Origin of the sequence: Streptomyces sp. NPDC046465 (assembly GCF_040646035.1) — a bacterium.
Taxonomy (GTDB): Bacteria; Actinomycetota; Actinomycetes; order Streptomycetales; family Streptomycetaceae; genus Streptomyces.
The window spans coordinates 385,265-405,446 of sequence record NZ_JBEYZK010000001.1 but is presented as its reverse complement, the minus strand read 5'-3'; the positions used below and the strand labels follow the sequence as shown (position 1 = coordinate 405,446).

Genomic DNA, 20,182 nt, shown 5'->3' with positions numbered 1-20,182 from the left:
CGACGTGGTCGCGTTACGCACGCGGTAAGCCGACCTCAGCGGATGCCGTGACCGGCTGTGAGGCGGTGGTTGGTTGCCCTGGGCCGCGGCTGTTCGTTTGCCTGGTTGGTGTGGATGCCGGGTGCGGGTTGTTCGTGGCTGGTCGCGCAGTTCCCCGCGCCCCTTGGGGGCGCCTGGTGCGCCCCGCGGCGGAGCCGCAGATGTCATAGGCCCGCGCCCCTTTGGGGCGCTCACGGCGCCCGTTGGTCGTGGCTGGTCGCGCCCTGCGGTGGAGCCGCAGCTGTCACGGCCCCGCGCCCCTGCGGGCGCCCCCGTCCTCAGCGGGGTGCGGACAGTGCTCGCTCTATGCCCGGTTCCCGTCGGCCCAGGAAGTGGGGGTTCGGTTCGAGTGTTGCGTCGAGGGCTGCCTTGCCTGCCGCGAAGACCTCGCGGGCGCCGCCGTAGTACCAGGTCGTGTCGTGCACGGCGTCCACCCCGACCCCGTACGACGAGACGCCCGCCGCGTCGCACAGCGCGACCGCCCTGCGTATGTGGAAGCCCTGGCTGATCAGTACCGCCCGGTCCACGCCGAATATCTCCTTGGCGCGGACGCAGGAGTCCCATGTGTCGAAGCCGGCGTAGTCACTCACTATCCGCCGCTCCGGCACGCCGTGCTTCTTCAGGTAGGCGCGCATCGCGTCCGGCTCGTCGTACTCCTCGCGGCTGTTGTCGCCCGTGACGAGCACGACCTCTATTCGCCCCTTGCGGTACAACTCGGCCGCCGCGTCGAGCCGGTGCGCCAGGTACGGCGACGGTTCGCCCTTCCACAGGCCGGCACCGAAGACGACGGCGACCTCGGCGCGCGGCGCGTCCGCGACTGTGCCGACCTTGCCGTCCGTCGACACGAACAGCCAGGCCGCGGGCAGCAGTGCGAGCACGCACAGCGCCATCACCGCCTGCAGGGTCCGCCGCTGCTCCTTTCGCGTGCGCGGCAGACGGAGCCAGCCCGGCCGCCGCAAACGCCGCGCCCACCCCGACCGTTCCCCCGGCCCTTCCTCCGGCCCTTCCTCCGGCCCTTCCTCCGGCCCTTCCTCCGGCCCTTCTCCACGTCGTTCCATACGCGTTCCGCCCCCGAGCCCCCGTACCCGCCGGATCTCCCCGATCCGATCTCTGCCACAACCGTAAGCGCCCCGGCCGGCAGCGTCGGCGACTCCTGCCCCCTAAACAACCCGGAGAACCACCCCGAAACATCCCGAACCCCGGTTCCGGGGCCTCCCTGACAGCCGCCCACCGCCCGCCGTGAGCACGGGGAAAACAGCCGTCACCGCCACGCAACGCGCCCGCAACACGCCCCCGCCATCCTCGGTCCATGACGCCGTCGCACTCTCTTCACCCAGTGTCCGGCAGCACTCACCTCGACAGCACGGCGCAGCTGATGGACCGCATCACCAGCCAGCTCGGCACCCAGCTCGGTCTCGTCTCGCCCGACGGCAGGCGCCGCCCGGCGACCCGCCCCGACCCCCGCCCCGACCTCCGCCCCACTCTCGTTCTCGTCGCCCACGGCAGCCGCGACCCGCGCGCCCTCGCCACCGTCACGGCCCTCGCCGAGCGGGTCCGCGAGCAACGGCCCGGCCTCGCCGTCCGACTGGGTCACATCGAGCTGAACGAACCGCTGCTCACCGACACCCTCGGCGACCTCGGCACGCTCGCCGCGCACGACGGCGGCGGCCGGGCCGTCCTCGTGCCGCTGCTCCTCAGCCGCGGCCAGCACGTCAAGCGCGACATACCGGCGGCCGCCGCCCGCGTCCCCGCCCTCGGCACCCGCGTCGCCGCCCCGCTCGGCCCGCACCCGCTGCTCGCCGAGGCGCTGCACGCCCGGCTCGTCGAGGCGGGCTGGCCCGCGCGGGCGCCGGGCGCGAGCGCGCGACGACGGCGCGCGGTGGTCCTCGCCGCCGCGGGCTCCCGCGACCCGGAGGCGGCCGCCGACACGGAGACCGCCGCCGCACTGCTCGCCGAACGCCTCGGCGTCCCCGTGGTGCCCGCCTACGCCGCGCCCACCGAGGCCTGCCCCCGTACGGTGCCGGAAGCGCTTGAAGCCCTGGCCGGGGCCGGGCGGACGCGCACCGCCGTCGCCGCGTACTTCACCGCGCCGGGCCGCTTCGCGAGCCAGTGCGCGGCCGCCGCCCCCTGGCTCGCCGCGGCGCCCCTCGGCCCGCACGCGGCCCTCGCCCGACTCGTCCTGCACCGTTACGACCAGGCACGCACCGCCCCGGCGCACACCGCACCGGCGCCCGCCCCGCGGCGCCGCCTCACCAGCGTCTGACGGAGGCCGGATCAGGCGGGGCCAGATCCCTGTTTGTCACTGCTTGCGTCTACTGTCGGTGCATGGAAGGCACAGCACCGAACGCGCGATACGAGGCCTACGACGCCTACGACGCCTATGACGAGGCAGCCGTCGAGCGGTGGGCCACCGAGCCCGACAAGAGGCCGGGGCGCACGGCCTTCCAGCGCGACCGCGCGCGCGTCCTGCACTCCTCGGCGCTGCGCCGCCTCGCCGGTAAGACCCAGGTCGTCACGCCCGGCACCCGTAGCCAGGCCTGGGACGCCAGCGCCCGCACCCGCCTGACGCACTCTCTGGAGTGCGCCCAGGTGGGCCGTGAGCTGGGCGCCGCCCTGGGCTGCGACCCCGACCTCGTGGAGACGGCCTGCCTCTCCCACGACCTGGGCCACCCGCCCTTCGGGCACAACGGCGAGCAGGCGCTCAACGAAGTGGCCGCGGACTGCGGCGGCTTCGAGGGCAACGCCCAGTCGCTGCGGCTGCTCGCCCGCATCGAACCGAAGCGCTTCATCCGCTCCGAGGCCACCGGCGAACTGGTCAGCGTCGGTCTGAACCTGACCCGGGCCGCCCTGGACGCCGCCACCAAGTACCCCTGGCCGCGCGGCGGGCACCCCACCGACCCGGCGTCTCCCAAATTCGGTGTCTACGAAGACGACCGGCCCGTCTTCGACTGGGTCCGCAAGGAGGCCCCGGGGCAGCGCACCTGCTTCGAGGCGCAGGTCATGGACTGGTCCGACGACGTCGCGTACTCGGTGCACGACTTCGAAGACGGCCTGCACGCCGGTCACATCGATCCGAACGCGCTGCACGCCGAGCCCGAGCGGCAGGACATCTGCGCCGTGGCGATCGGGCGCTACGTCCCTTCGGACACCGACTCCGAAGAGCTCGCCCGGGCGCTCGACCGCCTCCTCGACCAGGAGTGGTGGCCGCACGGGTACGACGGATCGGCCGTCAGCCAGGCCCGGTTGAAGGACGCCACCAGCCAGCTCATCGGCCGCTTCTGTCAGGCCGCGGAGACCGCCACGCGCGCGCAGTACGGCTCGGGGCCCCTCACGCGGTACGCGGCCGAACTCGTCGTCCCGCGCGCGGCACGCCACGAATGCGCGGTGCTCAAGGCCGTCGCCGACCGCTATGTGATGCAGCGCCCCAGCCAGGAGCGGCTCCGCGCGGACCAGCGCATCATCGTCGCCGAGCTCGCGGAGGCGCTCACCGCCCGTGCCCCCGACGGACTCGACCCGCAGTTCCGCGCCCTGTACGACGCGGCGCAGGACGACCGGGCCGCCCAGCGCGTCGTCGTGGACCAGATCGCGTCGCTCACGGACGCGGCGGCCCGCGCCCTGCACACGCGGATGACGGCGAGACCCCAGTGAAACGACGGTAAATGACCATGAAGTGACCACAGGGTGTGACGGAATGTGGCCAGTTGGGGCCACGCCCCCTTCCCCCCTCACGCTCCGTGCGGGACGCTCCCTGTGGCGGCAAGGCCGATCGGCAAGTCTGTGTTCTTCCGGGGGACATCCCCGGTACCCCGGGCAAGGAGGCATCAAGTGGTCGACGCGGATCAGACGTTCGTCATTGTCGGAGGAGGGCTGGCCGGCGCCAAGGCGGCCGAAACGCTCCGCTCCGAAGGATTCACCGGCCGGGTGATCCTCATCAGCGACGAGCGCGACCACCCCTACGAGCGCCCGCCGCTGTCCAAGGGCTATCTGCTGGGCAAGGAGGAGCGGGACAGCGTCTTCGTCCACGAACCGGGGTGGTACGCGCAGGCCGACGTCGAACTGCACCTGGGCCAGACCGTCGTCGCCATCGACCGCGCCGCCAAGGCCGTGCGCCTGGGCGACGGCGCCGCCATCCGCTACGACAAGCTCCTGCTCGTCACCGGCGCCGAGCCCCGCCGCCTCGACGTCCCCGGCACCGACCTCGCGGGCGTCCACCACCTGCGCCGTCTCGCGCACGCCGACCGGCTGCGCCACGTCCTGGCCTCGCTCGGCAGGGACAACGGCCACCTGGTGATCGCGGGCGCCGGCTGGATCGGCCTGGAGATCGCGGCGGCCGCCCGGGAGTACGGCGCGGAGGTCACCGTCGTCGAGCCCGAGCCGACCCCGCTGCACGCCGTCCTCGGCCCCGAGGTCGGCCAGATGTTCGCCGACCTGCACGCCGAGCACGGCGTCCGCTTCCACTTCGGCGCGCGGCTCACCGAGATCACCGGCCAGGACGGCATGGTCCTCGCCGCCCGCACGGACGACGGCGAGGAGCACCCGGCGCACGACGTGCTCGCGGCGATCGGCGCGGCCCCCCGTTCGGCCCTGGCCGAGTCCGCGGGCCTGGAGCTCGCCGACCGCGCGGACGGCGGCGGCATCGCCGTCGACGCGTCCCTGCGCACCTCCGACCCCGACATCTACGCGGCGGGCGACGTGGCCGCCGTCCGCCACGCGCTCTACGACACCAGGCTCCGCGTGGAGCACTGGGCCAACGCCCTCAACGGCGGACCCGCGGCCGCCCGCGCGATGCTCGGCCAGGACGTCACGTTCGACCGCGTGCCCTACTTCTTCTCCGACCAGTACGACGTGGGCCTGGAGTACTCGGGCTGGGCGCCTCCGGGCACGTACGACCAAGTGGTGGTCCGCGGCGACACGGGCAAGCGCGAATTCATCGCCTTCTGGCTGCGTGAGGGGCAGGTCCTCGCGGGCATGAACGTGAATGTGTGGGACGTCACGGAGCCCATTCAGCAGCTGATCCAGCGGGGCACACGCCCCGACCCCGACGCCCTCGCGGACCCGTCGACCCCCTTGGCGTCGCTCCTGACGTGACCGGCCGGGCAGGAGTGTCACAGGCGAGCCGTAGTATTCCTACGTGGCAGGCAGGATCAATGACGAAGACGTGAAGGCGGTTCGGGACGCGGTCCCGATCGACGCCGTGGTCTCCGACTATCTCCAGCTGCGCAACGCGGGGGGCGGAAACCTCAAGGGCCTGTGCCCCTTCCACGACGAGAAGTCCCCGTCCTTCCAGGTCAGCCCGAGCAAGGGTCTCTTCCACTGCTTCGGCTGCCAGGAAGGCGGCGACACGATCGCCTTCGTGATGAAGATCGACCACCTCACGTTCTCGGAGGTGGTCGAGCGCCTCGCCGCCCAGGCGGGCATCACGCTGCGCTACGAAGAGGGTGGGTACAACCCCGCGCACCAGCGCGGTGAGCGCATCCGCCTCGTCGAGGCCCACAAGGTCGCCGCGCAGTTCTACGTGGACCAGCTGGAGAGCCCCGAGGCCGAGATCGGCCGGAAGTTCCTCGCCGAGCGCGGCTTCGACCAGGCCGCGGCCGCGCACTTCGGCGTGGGCTACAGCCCCGCGGGCTGGGACCACCTCACCCGCTATCTGCGCGGCAAGGGCTTCACCGACAAGGAGCTGACCCTCTCCGGCATCTCCCAGGAGGGCCGCCGCGGCCCCATCGACCGCTTCCGCGGCCGCCTGATGTGGCCGATCCGCGACATCGGCGGCGACGTGGTCGGCTTTGGCGCCCGCAAGCTCCGCGACGACGACAACGGCCCGAAGTACCTGAACACGCCGGAGACGGCGATCTACAAGAAGTCCCAGGTCCTGTACGGCATCGACCTCGCCAAGAAGGACATCGCCAAGTCCAGCCGCGCCGTCGTCGTCGAGGGCTACACCGACGTGATGGCCTGCCACCTCGCGGGCATCACCACCGCCATCGCGACCTGCGGCACCGCCTTCGGCAGTGACCACATCAAGATCCTCCGGCGCCTCCTGATGGACAATGGCTCGGCCCGGGTGATCTTCACCTTCGACGGTGACGCGGCCGGTCAGAAGGCCGCCCTGCGCGCCTTCGAGGACGACCAGAAGTTCGCCGCCGAGACGTACATCGCCATCGCCCCCGACGGCATGGACCCCTGCGACCTGCGCCTCGCCAAGGGCGACACGGCCGTCGCCGACCTGGTCGAACCGCGCACGCCGCTCTTCGAGTTCGCCCTGCGCCAGATCGTCTCGCGGTACGACCTGGAGACCCCCGCGGGCCGCGCCGCCGCCCTGGACGAGGCCGCCCCCGTGGTCGCCCGCATCAAGAACAGCGGCGCGCAGCACGAGGTCGCCGTCCAGCTCGCCGGCATGCTCGGCATCCTCGACACGCAGTTCGTCGTCAAGCGCGTCGCCCAACTGGCGCGCTGGGCCCGCGACCGCGGCGGCCGGGGCCCCGCCCCCGCCCCCCAGCGCTCCTCCCAGGCGTACGAGAACGCTCCCCAGGGCTTCAGCGGCCCCGCCCTCAACCTCCGCAGCCCCGCGCACCGCACCGAGCGCGAACTGATCAAACTCGCCCTGCAGTACCCGCACCTGGTCTCCCCGGCCTTCGACGCGTACGGCCTCGACGAGTTCACCGCCCCGCCCTACGCGGCGGTGCGCCGCGCCATCGAGGAGGCGGGCGGCGCGGAGTACGGCGCGCAGGACCCGCAGGAGTACCTCGTACGGGTCCGCGACGCCGCGCCCGACGACGCGGTCCGCTCGATGGTCACCGAGCTCGCCGTCGAGGCGATCCTGCGCAAGACCGTCGACGAGATGTACGCGGGCATCCAGCTCGTGCAGGTCCGGCTGCGCGCCGTCGACCGCCGCATCCGCGACGTCCAGGGCAGCCTCGCCCGGCTCGGCGCGGGCGGCGACCCACAGCATCTGTCCGCCGTGCAGAGCGAGTTGTGGGTCCTCCAGCAGTACGGCCAGGCGCTGCGCGAGCGGGGCGCGGACGCGCTCTGAGGGCAGTCCTTGGGACAGCCCCTGGGACAGCCCCTGAGACAGCCCCTGAGGTTCTCCGGGATTCGACCCGGGCCCAAGGGTTACCCGACGGGTAACCACGCGGTCACGGACCGGACTCAAAAAGTCACCGCACGCCCCTCGTGGCGGCCATGTGTCGTACCCCACACTGGTTCCGGTGCCTGAGTCCTCGGAGCGCGGCCGACCCGCAGACAGCGGGTCCGACACCCCCGCGGTTCCACACATCGTGTCCGGGACGGACAGCGGCGAGGCCGTCGTCCCTCTCCCGTTGCCGCACGCCTCAGCTGCGATCACCCTGGAGGTCGCCCCCGTGCAGACCCAGACCCTCACCCAGACCGACGCCGCCGCGCGCGCGGATCGCGCGGACGCGGAAACGGACGTCCTGGAGTCGGTTCCGCCGCAGAGCCGGGCCAGCCGGCACCCCGAGGCGCAGAGCGCACCGGGCATACCGGACGCGTCCGAAGCGCAGGTGGCACAGGACGTACAGAAGGCGCCCGAGACCCACAAGACCCACAAGGCCCCCGAGACCCACAAGGCCCCCGAGGCCACCGAAACCCCTGAGGCCGTCGAGGCGCTGGAGCCCGAGATCCTCGACCTGCCCACCCCCCGCAGCCGTACCGAAGCCGCCGGCCCCTCGTCCGACCTGTTCCGCCAGTACCTGCGCGAGATCGGGCGGATCCCGCTGCTCACCGCGGCGGAGGAGGTGGAGCTGGCCCGTGCCGTCGAGGCGGGCCTCTTCGCCGAGGAGAAGCTGAGCAACACCCCCGACCTGGACTCCCAACTCGCCCTGGACCTCGACAAGCTGGTCGTCATGGGCCGGATGGCCAAGCGCCGCCTCATCGAGGCCAACCTCCGCCTGGTCGTCTCCGTCGCCAAGCGGTACGTGGGCCGCGGGCTCACCATGCTCGACCTGGTCCAGGAGGGGAACCTCGGGCTGATCCGGGCCGTTGAGAAGTTCGACTACGCCCGCGGCTACAAGTTCTCGACGTACGCCACCTGGTGGATCCGCCAGGCCATGTCCCGCGCCCTCGCGGACCAGGCCCGCACGATCCGCGTCCCCGTGCATGTCGTGGAGCTCATCAACCGCGTCGTACGCGTCCAGCGCCGCATGCTCCAGGAGCGCGGTTACGAGCCCACGCCCGAGGAGGTCGCCGACCACCTGGACCTGCCGCCCGAGCGCGTCAGCGAGGTGCTGCGCCTGGCGCAGGAGCCCGTCTCACTGCACGCCCCCGTCGGCGAGGAGGACGACGTCGCGCTCGGCGACCTCATCGAGGACGGCGACGCCACAAGCCCCGTGGAATCGGCGGCGTTCCTGCTGCTCCGCGAGCACCTGGAGGCCGTCCTCTCCACGCTCGGCGAGCGCGAGCGCAAGGTCGTCCAGCTCCGCTACGGCCTGGCGGACGGCAGGCCCCGCACCCTGGAGGAGATCGGCCGGATCTTCGGGGTGACCCGCGAGCGCATCCGCCAGATCGAGTCCAAGACCCTCAACAAACTCCGGGACCACGCCTTCGCGGACCAACTGCGGGGCTATCTGGACTGAGGGGCGCCCCTGAGGGAGGCCCCCGCCGCGCGACAACGTCCTAGTCGACCTCGGCCACCGCCTGCGCGAACTGAGCCGCGTACAACCGCGCGTACGCCCCGTCCGCGGCCAGCAGCACGTCATGCGTGCCCTGCTCGACGATCGCTCCGTTCTCCATCACCAGAATCGTGTCCGCGTCCCGGATCGTGGACAGCCGGTGCGCGATCACGAACGACGTCCGCCCGTGCGCCAGGCGGGCCATCGCCTTCTGGATGAGGACCTCCGTACGCGTGTCGACGGAGCTCGTCGCCTCGTCGAGCACCAGGATCACCGGGTCGGAGAGGAACGCCCGCGCGATGGTGATGAGCTGCTTCTCGCCCGCGCTCACCCCCGTACCGTCGTCGTCGATCACGGTGTCGTACCCGTCCGGGAGCGTGCGCACGAAGCGGTCCGCGTGGGCGGCGCGCGCCGCCTCCTCGATCTCCTCGCGCGTGACGTCCTTCGACGCGCCGTACGCGATGTTCTCCGCGATGGTGCCGCCGAACAGCCAGGTGTCCTGGAGCACCATGCCGATCCCGGAGCGCAGCTCGTCCCGCGACATCCCGGCGATGTCGACGCCGTCCAGAGTGATGCGCCCGCCGGTGACCTCGTAGAACCGCATCAGCAGGTTGACCAGCGTCGTCTTGCCCGCGCCGGTCGGCCCGACGATGGCGACCGTGTGGCCGGGCTCCACCACGAGCGACAGGTCCTCGATGAGCGGCTTGTCCTCCTCGTAGCGGAAGGAGACGTGCTGCATCCCGACCCGCCCGCGCAGCCGGTCGGGCCGCTCGCCGGGGACCGGGTCGGCCTCCTGCTCGTCGGCGTCGAGGATCTCGAAGACCCGCTCGGCCGACGCCACGCCCGACTGCACGAGGTTCGCCATCGAGGCGACCTGCGTCAGCGGCATCGAGAACTGCCGCGAGTACTGGATGAAGGCCTGCACGTCACCGATGGACAGCGACCCGGAGGCCACCCGCAGGCCGCCCACCACGGCGACAAGGACGTAGTTCAGGTTCGAGATGAAGAACATCAGCGGCTGCATGACACCGCTGTTGAACTGCGCCTTGAACCCGGCTTCGTAGAGCTGGTCGTTCTGCTCGGCGAACGCCTTGGCCGACTCCTCCTGCCGGCCGAACACCTTCACCAGGGTGTGCCCGGTGTACATCTCCTCGACGTGGGCGTTGAGCGCGCCGGTGGTCTTCCACTGCTGCACGAACTGCGGCTGCGACCGCTTGCCGACCTTCGTCGCCACGAAGAACGACAGCGGCACGGTGATCAGCGCCACGAGCGCGAGCAGCGGCGACACCCAGAACATCATCACGAGCACGCCGATGATCGTCAGCAGCGAGTTGATGAGCTGGCCCATCGTCTGCGTCAGCGTTTGGTTGATGTTGTCGAGGTCGTTGGTGGCGCGGCTGAGCACCTCGCCGCGCTGCCGCTTGTCGAAGTACGACAGCGGGAGCCGCGACAGCTTCGCCTGCACGTCGCCGCGCATCCGGAAGACGGTCTTGTTGATGGCGCGGTTCGAAAGGCGCGTCGCCACGGCCATCAGCAGGCCCGCCACCAGGAACGTGCCGAGCGCGAGCAGCAGGACCTCACCCACCGCACCGAAGTCGATGCCCTTGCCGGGGGTGAAGTCGACGCCGGAGAGCATGTCGGCCATGCCGCCCTCGCCCCTGGCGCGCAGGCCGTCGAGCGCCTGCTCCTTCGTCGTGCCCTCGGGCATGTCGCGGCCGACGATGCCCGCGAAGAGCAGGTCGGTGGCGCGGCCGAGGATCTTCGGGCCGAGCACGGAGAGCGCGACGCTCAGGACGGTGGCCAGGAGCAGCGCGTAGATGGTGCTGCGCTCGGGCTTGAACTGCGCCAGGAGCCGCTTGCCGGAGCCCTTGAAGTCCATCGACCGGGAGTCGGGGCCCATCATCGGTCCACCCATGCCAGGGGGCATTACGCGGCCTCCGCTTCCGTCAGCTGGGAGAGGACGATCTCCCGGTAGGTCTCATTGCTCTCCATCAGCTCGTGATGGCGGCCCGTGCCCACGACCCGGCCCTCGTCGAGGACCACGATGCGGTCGGCGTCCCGGATGGTGGACACCCGCTGGGCGACGATGACGACGGTCGACTCGGCGGTCTCACGGCCGAGCGCGGCCCGCAGCGCCGCGTCGGTCGCGTAGTCGAGCGCGGAGAACGAGTCGTCGAAGAGGTAGATCTCGGGGCGCTGTACGAGCGTGCGCGCGATGGAGAGGCGCTGGCGCTGCCCGCCGGAGACGTTGGTGCCGCCCTGCGACACGGGCGCGGCCAGGCCTTCCTCAAGGCCCTCGACGAACTCCTTGGCCTGGGCGACCTCCAGCGCGTGCCAGAGCTCCTCGTCGGTGGCGTCGGGGTTTCCGTAGCGCAGGTTGCTCGCCACGGTCCCGGCGAACAGGTACGGCTTCTGCGGCACCAGGCTCACGGTCTTCGCGAGCAGCGCGGGTTCGACGGTGCCGACGTCCACGCCGCCGACCAGGACCTCGCCCTCGGTCGCGTCGATCAGCCGCGGTACGAGGCTGAGCAGCGTCGACTTGCCGCTGCCGGTCGACCCGATCACGGCGGTCGTCTCGCCGGGCCGGGCGACCAGGTGGACGGACTTGAGGACGGGCTCCTCGGCGCCGGGGTAGCGGAAGCCCACGTCCCGGATCTCCAGGTGACCGTGGCTGCGCAGCTCGCGTACGGGGGCGGCCGGGGGCACCACGCTGCTGTCGGTGTCCAGGACCTCCTCGATGCGCTCGGCGCAGACCTCCGCGCGCGGCACCATCATGAACATGAAGGTGGCCATCATCACGGACATCACGATCTGCATCAGATAGGCGAGGAACGCGGTGAGCGCGCCGATCTGCATGCCGCCGCTGTCGATGCGGTGCGCGCCGAACCACACCACCGCGATCGAGGAGATGTTCACGACGGTCATGACGATCGGGAACATCAGCGCGAGCAGCTTGCCGGTGTTGAGCGAGACGTCGGTGAGGTCGGCGTTGGCCTTCCGGAAGCGCTCCTTCTCGTAGTCGTCGCGGACGAAGGCGCGGATGACGCGGTTGCCGGTGATCTGCTCGCGCAGCACCCGGTTCACCGTGTCGAGGCGCACCTGCATGGTGCGGAACAGGGGCCGCAGCCGCCGCACGATCAGGCTCACGCTGATGCCGAGCACGGGCACGACGGCGACAAGGACGCCGGAGAGCGGCACGTCAAGGCCGAGCGCCATCACGATGCCGCCGACGCACATGATGGGCGCGGACACCATCAGCGTGAACGACATCAGGACCAGCATCTGCACCTGCTGGACGTCATTGGTGGTCCGCGTGATCAGCGACGGCGCCCCGAACTGGCCCACCTCGCGCGCGGAGAACGACTGCACACGGTCGAAGACGGCGGCCCGGACGTCACGGCCGAGGGCGGCGGAGGTCCGCGCACCGTAGAAGACGGCCCCGATGTTGCAGACCATCTGCACGACGGTGACGGCGATCATGATGCCGCCGAAGCTGAGGATGTAGCCCGTGTCTCCCTCGACGACACCGTTGTCAATGATGTCGGCGTTCAGGCTGGGCAGATAGAGCGCGGCGCACGTCTGCAGGAACTGCAGCAGCACCAGCAGGGCGATGGGTTTCTGATACGGACCCAGGTACGTCCGCAGGAGTCTTATGAGCACGCTCGGTCTCTCGAGGAGTCGGGTGTCGGCAAGTTGGGCGAGGTCGACACCAATCCTGCGACACCCGACCCGGGGGCGTGCAACTGATTAACCCATGACCGGGTCAAATTTCAGCCCGGGTAAAGAAGTGGGACCACTTAAGGATCTTGGACACCACGGACGGGCCGTGCGTGGCGCCTGGGTAGGCACCCCAGGCCTAGGCAAAAGCCCCCGGATGGGACTGCTCCCGCACGGTCACGTACTGCTGCCGCACCGCCTGCCCCACCGCGAGCTCCTCGCCCGGCTCGAACACCTGCGCCGCGGCCCCCTGCCAGAGCGGCAACTGCCCGGTCAGCGCCCACGCCGCCTGCCGCGCCGCGCCGATCGCCGCGTAGTCCGCGGGCTGCGGCACCACGACCTGCGTACCGAGCAGCATCGGCGCCGCGGCCTGCACGGCGGGCAGCTCCGCGGCGGCGCCGAGCAGGAACACTCGCCGCACCTCCACCCCACGCCCCCGCAGTACGTCGAGCGCGTCCCCGAGGCCGCACAGCATGCCCTCGAACGCGGCCCGCGCCAGATGCTCGGGCTTCATCGACTCGCGCCGCAGCCCGGTCAGCGTCCCCGCCGCATGCGGCAGGTTCGGCGTCTTCTCGCCCTCCAGATAGGGGAGGAGTACGAGCCCGTGCGCGCCCGGCGTCGACTTCATGGCGAGGTCGGAGAGCTCCTGCAGGTCCGCGACGCCGAGCATCTCTGCCGTGCCGCGCAGCACCCGTACGGCGTTCTGCGTGTGGACCACCGGCAGGTGCAGCCCGGTGGCGTCCGCGAGCGAGGTGACGATGCCGCGGCCGTCGGTCAGCGCCTCGTGGTGCACGGCCATCACGGACCCCGAGGCGCCGAGCGACACGACCGCGTCGCCCTGCTGCACCCCGAGCCCGAAGGCCGCCGCCATCGTCTCGCCGGTACCCGCGGAGATCAGCAGCCCCTCGGGCGTCGTACCCGCGGCCTCGGCGGGCCCGATCACCTCGGGCAGCATCGCCTGGTGGCCCAGGGCCAGTTCGACGAGGTCGGGGCGGTACGAGCCGCTCGCCGCGGACCAGTAGCCGGTGCCCGAGGCGCCGCCGCGGTCGGTCGTGCGCCGGGCGGGCCTGCCGAGCAGCTGCCAGACGAGCCAGTCCGGGGCCTGCATGAGGGCGGCGATCCGCCGCGCGGCGTCCGGCTCCGTCTTCGCCAGCCAGCGGAGCTTCGTCACCGGATGCGCGGACTGCGGCACGCACCCCACGGCCTGCGCCCAGGCCTCGCGGCCGCCGAGCCGGTCGATGAGGTCGACGGCGGAGACCTGCGCCCGCCGGTCGTTGCCGATCATCGCGGGCCGCACGGTGTTGCCGTGCTGGTCAAGCGGTACGAGCGCGTTCTGCTGGGCGGAGACGCCGATGGCCTGCACGCCTTCGAGCAGTCCCCCGCCCGCTGCCTCGCCGAGAGAGAGCAGCCAAGCCTGTGGATCGACGTCGGACGGCCTGGACCCGCCCTCGGCGCTCTCGAGCGGATGCGGGGCATAGCCCTGCTTGAGTACGGCGCCCGTGTCTGCGTCACAGACCACGATGCGCGTGAAATCGGGCGAACTGTCCAGCCCTGCGACTATCCCCATACGTGGAATTCTGCCGCACGGGGGGCGGGGTCCGTACCTGTGTTCGCTCTACGTGATCCCTCAGCATGATCCTTCTGGGCGCATCCCGCTGGACGCATCCCTCTGGGCGCGGGCCGCCCCGGAGTCAGCCTTTAGGGGGCGGCCCGCGTCTCACTCCACTCAGGTGTTGCTGGTGCCCCAGTCGTCCTCGGCGCCGCCAGGCCCCCGCTGCTCGCGCAGGGAGCGGACCCGGTCGGCCACCGCGTCGGGCATCTTGTCCCCGACCTTCTCGGACACCGAGTGGAAGGCCTTGCCCGCCACCTCACGCCCCTGCTGCGTCGCGGACTCGACGGTGTTGCGCACGGCCGGGTTCTGCGAGATCTCACGAGCGGACTTCTTCAACTGCTCATAGCGCTCGCGTCCGGCCCGGGTCCCGAGCACGTACCCGAGGGCCAGTCCCACCACGAATGTGAGCCGGTACCGCATGGCTGCCACCCTTTCCTTGCGTCGGCTTCGCACGTCTGTCGCTCGCCTGCTGGTCGCCTGTTGATCGCCTGAGGGATACCGATTGGCGGAGCACCCCCCTGCTTGCGCTAATGTATGTGTCGCAGCGACCGCCCGCCGCCCGGAGAGTTCCCAGGTAGGTGCGTTCGATGCAACGAGACGATCCCCTGTAGCTCAATTGGCAGAGCAGCCGGCTGTTAACCGGCAGGTTACTGGTTCGAGTCCAGTCGGGGGAGCTCGGTCTCCTGTAGCTCAATTGGCAGAGCAGCCGGCTGTTAACCGGCAGGTTACTGGTTCGAGTCCAGTCGGGAGAGCTGTACGGAAGGACCCCCGAGGAGCACCTCGGGGGTCCTTTTCCGTGCCCGGTGGAACCATGCGGGCAGCCGTGAGGTCCTCATGGTCGAGCGATGCCGACCATCCGAAGCAGGAGATCGTATGAGCGGCTATGCTGCGGCAGACGGCGCGCACAAATGTGCGCGACGCGCCGTTAGGGGCGGTAGCTCAGCCGGTTAGAGCAGCGGACTCATAATCCGTCGGCCGTGGGTTCGAGTCCCACCCGCCCCACCATCGCGTGGTGGCGCAGGAACGATTCCACCTGCGTCAACCGCGCAAACCCCCGAGCGGCCCTCTTCTGAGTGGCGTGCGAGTGGTCGTCGGCCGATCAAGAGGTTGCCCTCCTCGACGATCAGCGAGAGCTCTCACTCATCTAGCGAGAGCCCTCATTCATCGTTGGCCGCGGCAGGCTCGGCGGCGCGGTGGAGGACGAGCCGGGTCTCGCGTAGCGCCCGCCGGACCCGTGCCGCTTCCTCGCACTCCTCCTCGGCCCTACAGGCGTCGCACTCCACGGTGTGCAGGAGGAGGATCTCGTAGACCTCCTGCTCGTGCCGCACCAGCTCGCCCTTCTCCATGAGGCTCACGGGTGCCCTCCAGGCCGCACCGCCCAGCATCGGAGCCTCGTCGGGGTAGGGCCACCGTGCCGTCGGGCCCTTCTCGACCAGCGCGTAGTACGTGTTCTGCGGGGCGTTGTGGATGACCGGGCCGCGGAGCAGCTCGGCCAGCGTCCGGGTCACCACGTCGAGGTCGTCGGGACCGACGCCCGCATACACGATCCGTCCGGGCAGGCACACCGAGTTGAACCGCTTACCGAGCGGCAACAGGGCGATACCCCGCTCCCGCCACCCCCGGTGGGCTTGCTGCGGCTCCTGCTGAGCGCGCGCCAGCCAGTCGAAGGCCGCGCTCACCGACTGCGGGAACGCACCGCTTCCCACGCTCAGAGATCGGCTCATGCTGTCGGTCATGTCGGCTCCTACCTGGTCGGCCATGCCCGGGGGCCGTTGACACGGTCGCCGGGGTCCGTTTCCCCATCGAAGCGCGTCGTCAGTACGGGGGAGGTGCCCACTAGGGGCCCGCTGGGGGCCAGTTGCGCAGGTAGCGTGGCGGGTGGGAGGTCTCTTGTATGGACCACGTGACTGCACGGCGTGATTTCGGCGCGCACCTCGCGGCTCTGCGCAAGCACGTCCAGCTGTCGCAGGCCCAGCTCGCCGCACGGTTATGCCTGCTCAGCGGCACGGCCACACTGACCCGCAACGAGGTCTCCCGATGGGAGCGCGGGCAGCGGTTGCCGGACGCGTGGCCGGCTCCCCTCGCCACGGTCCTCGGCGTTCCCGCGGCCGAACTGATTGGCCTCGCGGCACGGGCCCGCGGGGAGGTCGATGAACCGCAGGATGATCACCCGCACGCCGTCGTGCTGGAACGGGCGGGGTGGCTGCTCGCCCACGACAACGCGCACGGCGGCGACCATGTGGCGGATGCGGCGATCCAGGTGTGGCGCTCCGAACGCGCGAAGATCACAGAGGGCGACAAGGCTCATCTGCGTGTTGTCGCCGAGCTCGCGGAGATCGCAGGCTGGTTGCTGTTCGATGCGGCGCGCCATGACGAGGCTCGGGCTGCTTGGTTGGAGTCCCTGCACACGGCACGGAGCGCGGGCGACTGCCCTATGCAGTGGTTCGCCATGGATCTCCTGTCCATGGAGGCCGTCGCAAGCGGCCGGGTGGGAGAGGCCCTGGCCCTCTGCGAGGAGATCACTGGACGCGGCGTCCCTCCGCGTGTGGCGCTACTCACCGAGCTTCGGCGGGGCCGTGCCCTTGCCGCAGCCGGTGATCACGCGCGGGCACGGCATGCGATCGGGAGGGCTCGCAGCAGCTTGGAGGATTCCCTGGACCCTCGTGATCCGCTGTGGTCGTGGTGGGTCAACGACCTTGAAGTCACCGGGCATGAGGCGGAGGTCGCTCTGTTGCTGGATCAGCCCGCGCGTGCCGTGCCGGGCTTTGAGCGGACCCGGGAGCTGGTCGCTGCGATCAACCCGACTGGGCGCGGAGCCTTGTACTACGCCACCGCCGAGCTCGACGCCCTCGTCCGGCTCGGGGCTTGGCAGCAGGCCGAGGAGCCCCTGCTGCGCCTACCGCCGATCCTGCGCAACGTGGCCTCATCACGTAACCGCAGACGCCTGCGAACGACGTTGCGCGTCATCGAGAGGAACGGTCCCTCTTGGCTGGCCGACACGGCGCGTGAAGTGGTGCCGAGCTGACGAGGCATGACGGAGGCCTCCCTCCCACCCGAAGGTAGAAGGGGGCTCAGAGTGGGGGAGCGACCCGGTTGAATACTGGGGCCCCTCTCGGCCGTACGCATGAGTATGTGTGACGGGAAAGTGTCCAAGACTCGCGACAGAACCCGTCCTCGTCGTAGTGCTTCGCGGCGTTCGCCCAGGCCTCGTCCGAGACGCCGGTGCTCGCGTCCGCGAGGCGCGTGCCCTGTTCCGCCAGTTCCGGGGCGGCATGCACACCAAAGACGCCCTTGCCGCCGGTGAGAGCGCGGTCCGCCTCAGCAGCTCGCGACCTTGGTGGCCAGGTCGCCGTGATCAACGCCTTCAACCGGGGCAATGTCATGACTCGCCAGCCGACCGGGGACTATGAGCCGGGCCAGTTCGGCTGACGCGGCCGCTACCGGTTCGTCCGGCTTCGCTCAGCCTGTGCGCGACGGCTTCGGTTCGTGACCGCCACCGCGAGCGGAGACCACGGCTCGATGCGCGGCGGGGCGTGCCTGGCCAGGGGTGTGGTGGTGTCCGTGGTTCGCGGCCTCTCGGCGATCGGGTCGCCTCTGCCGCGTGATGGGCTTGGTAGGGGATGTTGGTGATGTATCATGGTTATGTACATCATGTACTCGTGGTGAGGGGTGGCTGGTGTGTCTGTTACCCAGGTTGATCTCGATGACGAGGCGCTGGCCGAGGCGATGCGGCTCATGGGTGTCTCGACGAAAAAAGAGACGGTCAACGGGGCTCTGCGGGACTACGTGGCGCGCATCAAGCGGCTGGAGGCTGCCGAAAAGTTGGCCGCGCGGGGCGAACGGGGTGAGTTCGAGGCTGCGGCTGCGGCGCACGCGGCTGCCAAGCGCGCCCGGCGGGCAGCCTTCGAGTGATCACGTACCTCCTCGACACTTCCGCTCTGTGGCATCTCTTCCGCACTCCAGGGGCGTTGCGGCCCTGGGAAGGGCACATCGCCGCCGGCGTGTTTCATATCTGTGAGCCCACGCGGGCGGAGTTCCTCTACTCGGCCACAAGTCCGGCCCACCGGGATGAGTTGGCCGAAGAGTTGGATGCTCTCTGCCAGTTCTCGCCGGTTCCCAAGAATGCGTGGCGCTGGGTCGATACCGCGCAGTACAAGCTGACCCAGCAGGGGCAGCACCGAGCCGCCGGAGCCATCGATCTCTTGGTGTGTGCGACAGCGGCCCATCACGGTCACATGGTGCTCCACGTGGACAACGACTTCGCCACGGTGGCGACTGTCCTGAAGGAAGTGCAGCAGCGGGACGTACGCGCCTGACTGCTGGCGGCGGCATTCGAGGCCATCCCCTCACCTGCGGGGATGGCCCCGCTCATGCCTGCTCAGCTCGATGTTCTCGATGAGGCTCACGGGTGCCCTCCAGCGAGCGCGCCGCGGGCGATGTGGACGAGCGCGGCGACGGCCGGCACGGGGCACAGGTCGCCGACGATGCGGGGACGCATCGCCCAGTGCAGGCCGGTCGGGCCGTGGAGGTCGGAGGCGGGCACGCTCAGGAAGTGCCCGGCGCCCAGCATCGGAGCCTCGTGGGGGTAGCGCCACCGTGCCGTCGGGCCCTTGTCGACCAGGGCGTAGTACGTGTTCTGCGGGGCGTTGTGGATGACTGGGCCGCGGAGCAGCTCGGCCAGCGTCCGGGTCACCACGTCGAGGTCGTCGGTACCGGCGCCTGCGTGCACGATCGGTGCGGGCAGGCACACCGAGTTGAACCTTTTGCCGAGCGGCAGCAGGGCGATGCCCCGCTCTCGCCACTCCCGGTGGACTTGCTGCGGCTCTTGCTGAGCGCGCGCCAGCCAGTCGAAGGCCGCGTTCACCGACTGCGGGAATGTGCCGCTTCCCACGCTCAGAGATCGGCTCGTGCTGTCGGTCATGTCGGCTCCTACCTGGTCGGCCATGCCCGGGGGCCGGTCACACGGCCGCCGGGGCTCTGTGTAGATCACGGTGTCTTTGTTTCCGTACCGGGCGCGACGACGAATGCGACGTCATATCGGCGTCATAGGGGGCGTCATTTCGGTGTCATTCGCGAGCGCGTGGGCGTACCGTCGATCACATGGCGACGCCGAACGTGACACTGCAGGCGGTCCGCAAGGGCCTGATCCTGTCCCAGGACGAGTTCGCCCGCGCGGTCCGTGACGCGGGGCAGCAACTCGGCCAGCCCAACGACGCGTCCAAGAGGCTCGTGCAGCGGTGGGAGTCCGGCGATACCGCCGCCCCTCGCCCGTTGTACGCGCGCGCTCTGGAGCGCGTCACCGGAATGCCCATCGAGGCGCTCGGGTTCGGCGCCTCCGCTGTTGTCGTGTCCGAGGACGGGCAGGGCGGTCACGACCTCGACGACCCGGCCCTCACCGTTCCAGCGAGCCAAGGTGCGCCGCACACCGCGCTCCGCGGGAACTACTCGGGGGTGTGGCTGTCAACGTACGAGTACGTGTCGAGCGGTCGGGGCGGGGAGGTCTACACCGGGAAGCACTACGTCGTGTTGTTGCAGCACGGCGCCCGGCTCACCGGCCGTAGCCTGCCCGGCGCCTCGCTCAACCCGGACAGCCCGCTCGCGCTCGATCTGCAGCTCGACGGCGCGACGGTCACGGGCACATGGACCGAACAGACCGCGGTAGACGGGTACTACCGCGGCGCCCGCTACTTCGGGGCCCTGCAGATGCTGGCCGAGCCGACCGGGCGCCGGATGGGCGGTAAGTGGGTGGGGTTCGGCAAGGAGTTCGATATCAACACCGGCCCGTGGGAGCTGCGACTCATAGAGGCCGGGACGTCGAAAGCGGTGTTGGAGCAGTACAGCCGAGCCCCGGACTAGAGCGGCGGTGCCCAAGCGAATTGCTCTTCGGGGCCTCGCGATGCAGCTCCCGGTTGAGCAGCCGCCTCCGGCCCCGGGCCCAATGAACGCATAGCGCCGCTCACGCAGTCCCCGGTGGAGCCCACCGAGGGCAGCAGCTCGGAAGCCACCTCGTTGCCGGGTCTGTCGGCATTGCTGGGCGAGTTAGTCGCCCCACCCTGTGTTGCCGGAGGCGTTGACCGAGCAGGAACGGGACCCGCCGGACCGGGTGAATCCGCCGCCCATGTCACAACGCGGGGCTCGCGATCCGTCCCATGGGTACAGACGTCGACGACGGAGGAGCTCACCGTGACCA

16 protein-coding genes, 3 tRNA genes and 2 pseudogenes are annotated in these 20,182 nt (G+C 70.6%); 13 read left to right on the top strand and 8 right to left on the bottom strand.

Translation table 11 applies throughout. From position 1 onward, the window contains the following. Positions 1 to 317: 317 nt before the first annotated feature. Positions 318 to 1,097, bottom strand: coding sequence for an ElyC/SanA/YdcF family protein (locus ABZ953_RS01830; protein ID WP_361714991.1), 780 nt, complete (start codon positions 1,095 to 1,097; stop codon positions 318 to 320). Between the two features lie 251 nt (positions 1,098 to 1,348). Between ABZ953_RS01830 and ABZ953_RS01825 the strand changes: the two genes are divergently transcribed. The 5 genes from ABZ953_RS01825 to ABZ953_RS01805 all read left to right on the top strand — a co-directional run bounded on the left by ABZ953_RS01825 (position 1,349) and on the right by ABZ953_RS01805 (position 8,627). Beyond that, positions 1,349 to 2,302, top strand: coding sequence for a CbiX/SirB N-terminal domain-containing protein (locus ABZ953_RS01825; RefSeq protein WP_361714988.1), 954 nt, complete (start codon positions 1,349 to 1,351; stop codon positions 2,300 to 2,302). A 62-nt stretch (positions 2,303 to 2,364) separates the two neighbouring features. After that, positions 2,365 to 3,687 (top strand): deoxyguanosinetriphosphate triphosphohydrolase, encoded by a 1,323-nt coding sequence (locus ABZ953_RS01820; protein WP_361714985.1) that lies wholly within the window; start codon positions 2,365 to 2,367, stop codon positions 3,685 to 3,687. Positions 3,688 to 3,864: 177 nt separating this feature from the next. Then, positions 3,865 to 5,127 (top strand): FAD-dependent oxidoreductase, encoded by a 1,263-nt coding sequence (locus ABZ953_RS01815; RefSeq protein ID WP_361714982.1) that lies wholly within the window; start codon positions 3,865 to 3,867, stop codon positions 5,125 to 5,127. A 43-nt stretch (positions 5,128 to 5,170) separates the two neighbouring features. Then, positions 5,171 to 7,069, top strand: coding sequence for a DNA primase (gene dnaG / locus ABZ953_RS01810; RefSeq protein ID WP_361714979.1), 1,899 nt, complete (start codon positions 5,171 to 5,173; stop codon positions 7,067 to 7,069). A 175-nt stretch (positions 7,070 to 7,244) separates the two neighbouring features. Further along, a complete protein-coding gene (locus ABZ953_RS01805) occupies positions 7,245 to 8,627 on the top strand; it encodes a sigma-70 family RNA polymerase sigma factor (RefSeq protein ID WP_361714976.1) in 1,383 nt (460 codons plus the stop codon). A gap of 40 nt (positions 8,628 to 8,667) precedes the next feature. Here the strand turns inward: ABZ953_RS01805 and ABZ953_RS01800 are convergent, their stop codons facing one another. The 4 genes from ABZ953_RS01800 to ABZ953_RS01785 form a co-directional block, all read right to left on the bottom strand. Continuing rightward, the gene (locus ABZ953_RS01800) at positions 8,668 to 10,566 is read right to left on the bottom strand and encodes an ABC transporter ATP-binding protein (RefSeq protein ID WP_361715652.1); all 1,899 of its coding nucleotides are present in this window, start codon (positions 10,564 to 10,566) and stop codon (positions 8,668 to 8,670) included. Between the two features lie 23 nt (positions 10,567 to 10,589). Continuing rightward, positions 10,590 to 12,323, bottom strand: a complete 1,734-nt coding sequence (locus tag ABZ953_RS01795) for an ABC transporter ATP-binding protein (RefSeq protein ID WP_361714973.1) — start codon at positions 12,321 to 12,323, stop codon at positions 10,590 to 10,592. Between the two features lie 196 nt (positions 12,324 to 12,519). Continuing rightward, on the bottom strand, positions 12,520 to 13,947 hold the full coding sequence (locus ABZ953_RS01790) for an FGGY family carbohydrate kinase (RefSeq protein ID WP_361714970.1): 1,428 nt from the start codon (positions 13,945 to 13,947) through the stop codon (positions 12,520 to 12,522). Between the two features lie 159 nt (positions 13,948 to 14,106). Next, positions 14,107 to 14,412 carry a YtxH domain-containing protein gene (locus ABZ953_RS01785; protein ID WP_361714967.1) on the bottom strand — a complete coding sequence of 102 codons (306 nt, stop codon included), beginning with the start codon at positions 14,410 to 14,412 and terminating at the stop codon, positions 14,107 to 14,109. 181 nt (positions 14,413 to 14,593) lie between these two features. On the opposite strand from ABZ953_RS01785, the gene ABZ953_RS01780 reads away from it, so the two are divergent. From ABZ953_RS01780 to ABZ953_RS01770, 3 genes are all read left to right on the top strand, one after another. Continuing rightward, a tRNA-Asn gene (locus tag ABZ953_RS01780) sits at positions 14,594 to 14,666 on the top strand. A 5-nt stretch (positions 14,667 to 14,671) separates the two neighbouring features. Beyond that, positions 14,672 to 14,744, top strand: a tRNA-Asn gene (locus ABZ953_RS01775). A 176-nt stretch (positions 14,745 to 14,920) separates the two neighbouring features. Beyond that, a tRNA-Ile gene (locus ABZ953_RS01770) sits at positions 14,921 to 14,997 on the top strand. A gap of 152 nt (positions 14,998 to 15,149) precedes the next feature. On the opposite strand, the gene ABZ953_RS01765 is transcribed toward ABZ953_RS01770, so the two are convergent. Continuing rightward, positions 15,150 to 15,728 (bottom strand): hypothetical protein, encoded by a 579-nt coding sequence (locus ABZ953_RS01765; protein WP_361714964.1) that lies wholly within the window; start codon positions 15,726 to 15,728, stop codon positions 15,150 to 15,152. Positions 15,729 to 15,886: 158 nt separating this feature from the next. On the opposite strand from ABZ953_RS01765, the gene ABZ953_RS01760 reads away from it, so the two are divergent. Continuing rightward, entirely contained in the window at positions 15,887 to 17,017 is a 1,131-nt protein-coding gene (locus tag ABZ953_RS01760) for a helix-turn-helix transcriptional regulator (protein WP_361714961.1), read from the top strand. A 145-nt stretch (positions 17,018 to 17,162) separates the two neighbouring features. Here ABZ953_RS01760 and ABZ953_RS01755 read toward each other — a convergent pair. Beyond that, positions 17,163 to 17,264: pseudogene (locus tag ABZ953_RS01755) on the bottom strand (carboxymuconolactone decarboxylase family protein); the annotation flags it as partial. Between the two features lie 61 nt (positions 17,265 to 17,325). Here ABZ953_RS01755 and ABZ953_RS01750 point away from each other — a divergent pair. From ABZ953_RS01750 to ABZ953_RS01740, 3 genes and pseudogenes are all read left to right on the top strand, one after another. Further along, positions 17,326 to 17,421: pseudogene (locus ABZ953_RS01750) on the top strand (carboxymuconolactone decarboxylase family protein); the annotation flags it as partial. 249 nt (positions 17,422 to 17,670) lie between these two features. Then, entirely contained in the window at positions 17,671 to 17,904 is a 234-nt protein-coding gene (locus ABZ953_RS01745; protein ID WP_073724608.1) for a type II toxin-antitoxin system VapB family antitoxin, read from the top strand. Continuing rightward, positions 17,901 to 18,308, top strand: coding sequence for a PIN domain nuclease (locus ABZ953_RS01740; protein WP_361714957.1), 408 nt, complete (start codon positions 17,901 to 17,903; stop codon positions 18,306 to 18,308). Before ABZ953_RS01745 ends, ABZ953_RS01740 begins: the two co-directional genes overlap by 4 nt. Positions 18,309 to 18,394: 86 nt before the next feature. On the opposite strand, the gene ABZ953_RS01735 is transcribed toward ABZ953_RS01740, so the two are convergent. Then, positions 18,395 to 18,913 carry a hypothetical protein gene (locus ABZ953_RS01735; protein WP_361714954.1) on the bottom strand — a complete coding sequence of 173 codons (519 nt, stop codon included), beginning with the start codon at positions 18,911 to 18,913 and terminating at the stop codon, positions 18,395 to 18,397. 179 nt (positions 18,914 to 19,092) lie between these two features. On the opposite strand from ABZ953_RS01735, the gene ABZ953_RS01730 reads away from it, so the two are divergent. Continuing rightward, the gene (locus ABZ953_RS01730; RefSeq protein ID WP_361714951.1) at positions 19,093 to 19,848 is read left to right on the top strand and encodes an XRE family transcriptional regulator; all 756 of its coding nucleotides are present in this window, start codon (positions 19,093 to 19,095) and stop codon (positions 19,846 to 19,848) included. Positions 19,849 to 20,182: the final 334 nt, after the last annotated feature.

What these genes read in the sequence shown, in the direction of transcription:
- ABZ953_RS01820 (WP_361714985.1), top strand. Translation starts at nt 2,365, where the DNA reads ATGGAAGGCACAGCACCGAACGCGCGATACGAGGCCTACGACGCCTAC.
- ABZ953_RS01800 (WP_361715652.1), bottom strand. Translation starts at nt 10,566, where the DNA reads ATGATGGGCCCCGACTCCCGGTCGATGGACTTCAAGGGCTCCGGCAAG.
- ABZ953_RS01765 (WP_361714964.1), bottom strand. Translation starts at nt 15,728, where the DNA reads ATGACCGACAGCATGAGCCGATCTCTGAGCGTGGGAAGCGGTGCGTTC.
- ABZ953_RS01825 (WP_361714988.1), top strand. Translation starts at nt 1,349, where the DNA reads ATGACGCCGTCGCACTCTCTTCACCCAGTGTCCGGCAGCACTCACCTC.
- ABZ953_RS01735 (WP_361714954.1), bottom strand. Translation starts at nt 18,913, where the DNA reads ATGACCGACAGCACGAGCCGATCTCTGAGCGTGGGAAGCGGCACATTC.
- ABZ953_RS01790 (WP_361714970.1), bottom strand. Translation starts at nt 13,947, where the DNA reads ATGGGGATAGTCGCAGGGCTGGACAGTTCGCCCGATTTCACGCGCATC.
- ABZ953_RS01785 (WP_361714967.1), bottom strand. Translation starts at nt 14,412, where the DNA reads ATGCGGTACCGGCTCACATTCGTGGTGGGACTGGCCCTCGGGTACGTG.
- ABZ953_RS01830 (WP_361714991.1), bottom strand. Translation starts at nt 1,097, where the DNA reads ATGGAACGACGTGGAGAAGGGCCGGAGGAAGGGCCGGAGGAAGGGCCG.
- ABZ953_RS01760 (WP_361714961.1), top strand. Translation starts at nt 15,887, where the DNA reads ATGGACCACGTGACTGCACGGCGTGATTTCGGCGCGCACCTCGCGGCT.
- ABZ953_RS01730 (WP_361714951.1), top strand. Translation starts at nt 19,093, where the DNA reads ATGGCGACGCCGAACGTGACACTGCAGGCGGTCCGCAAGGGCCTGATC.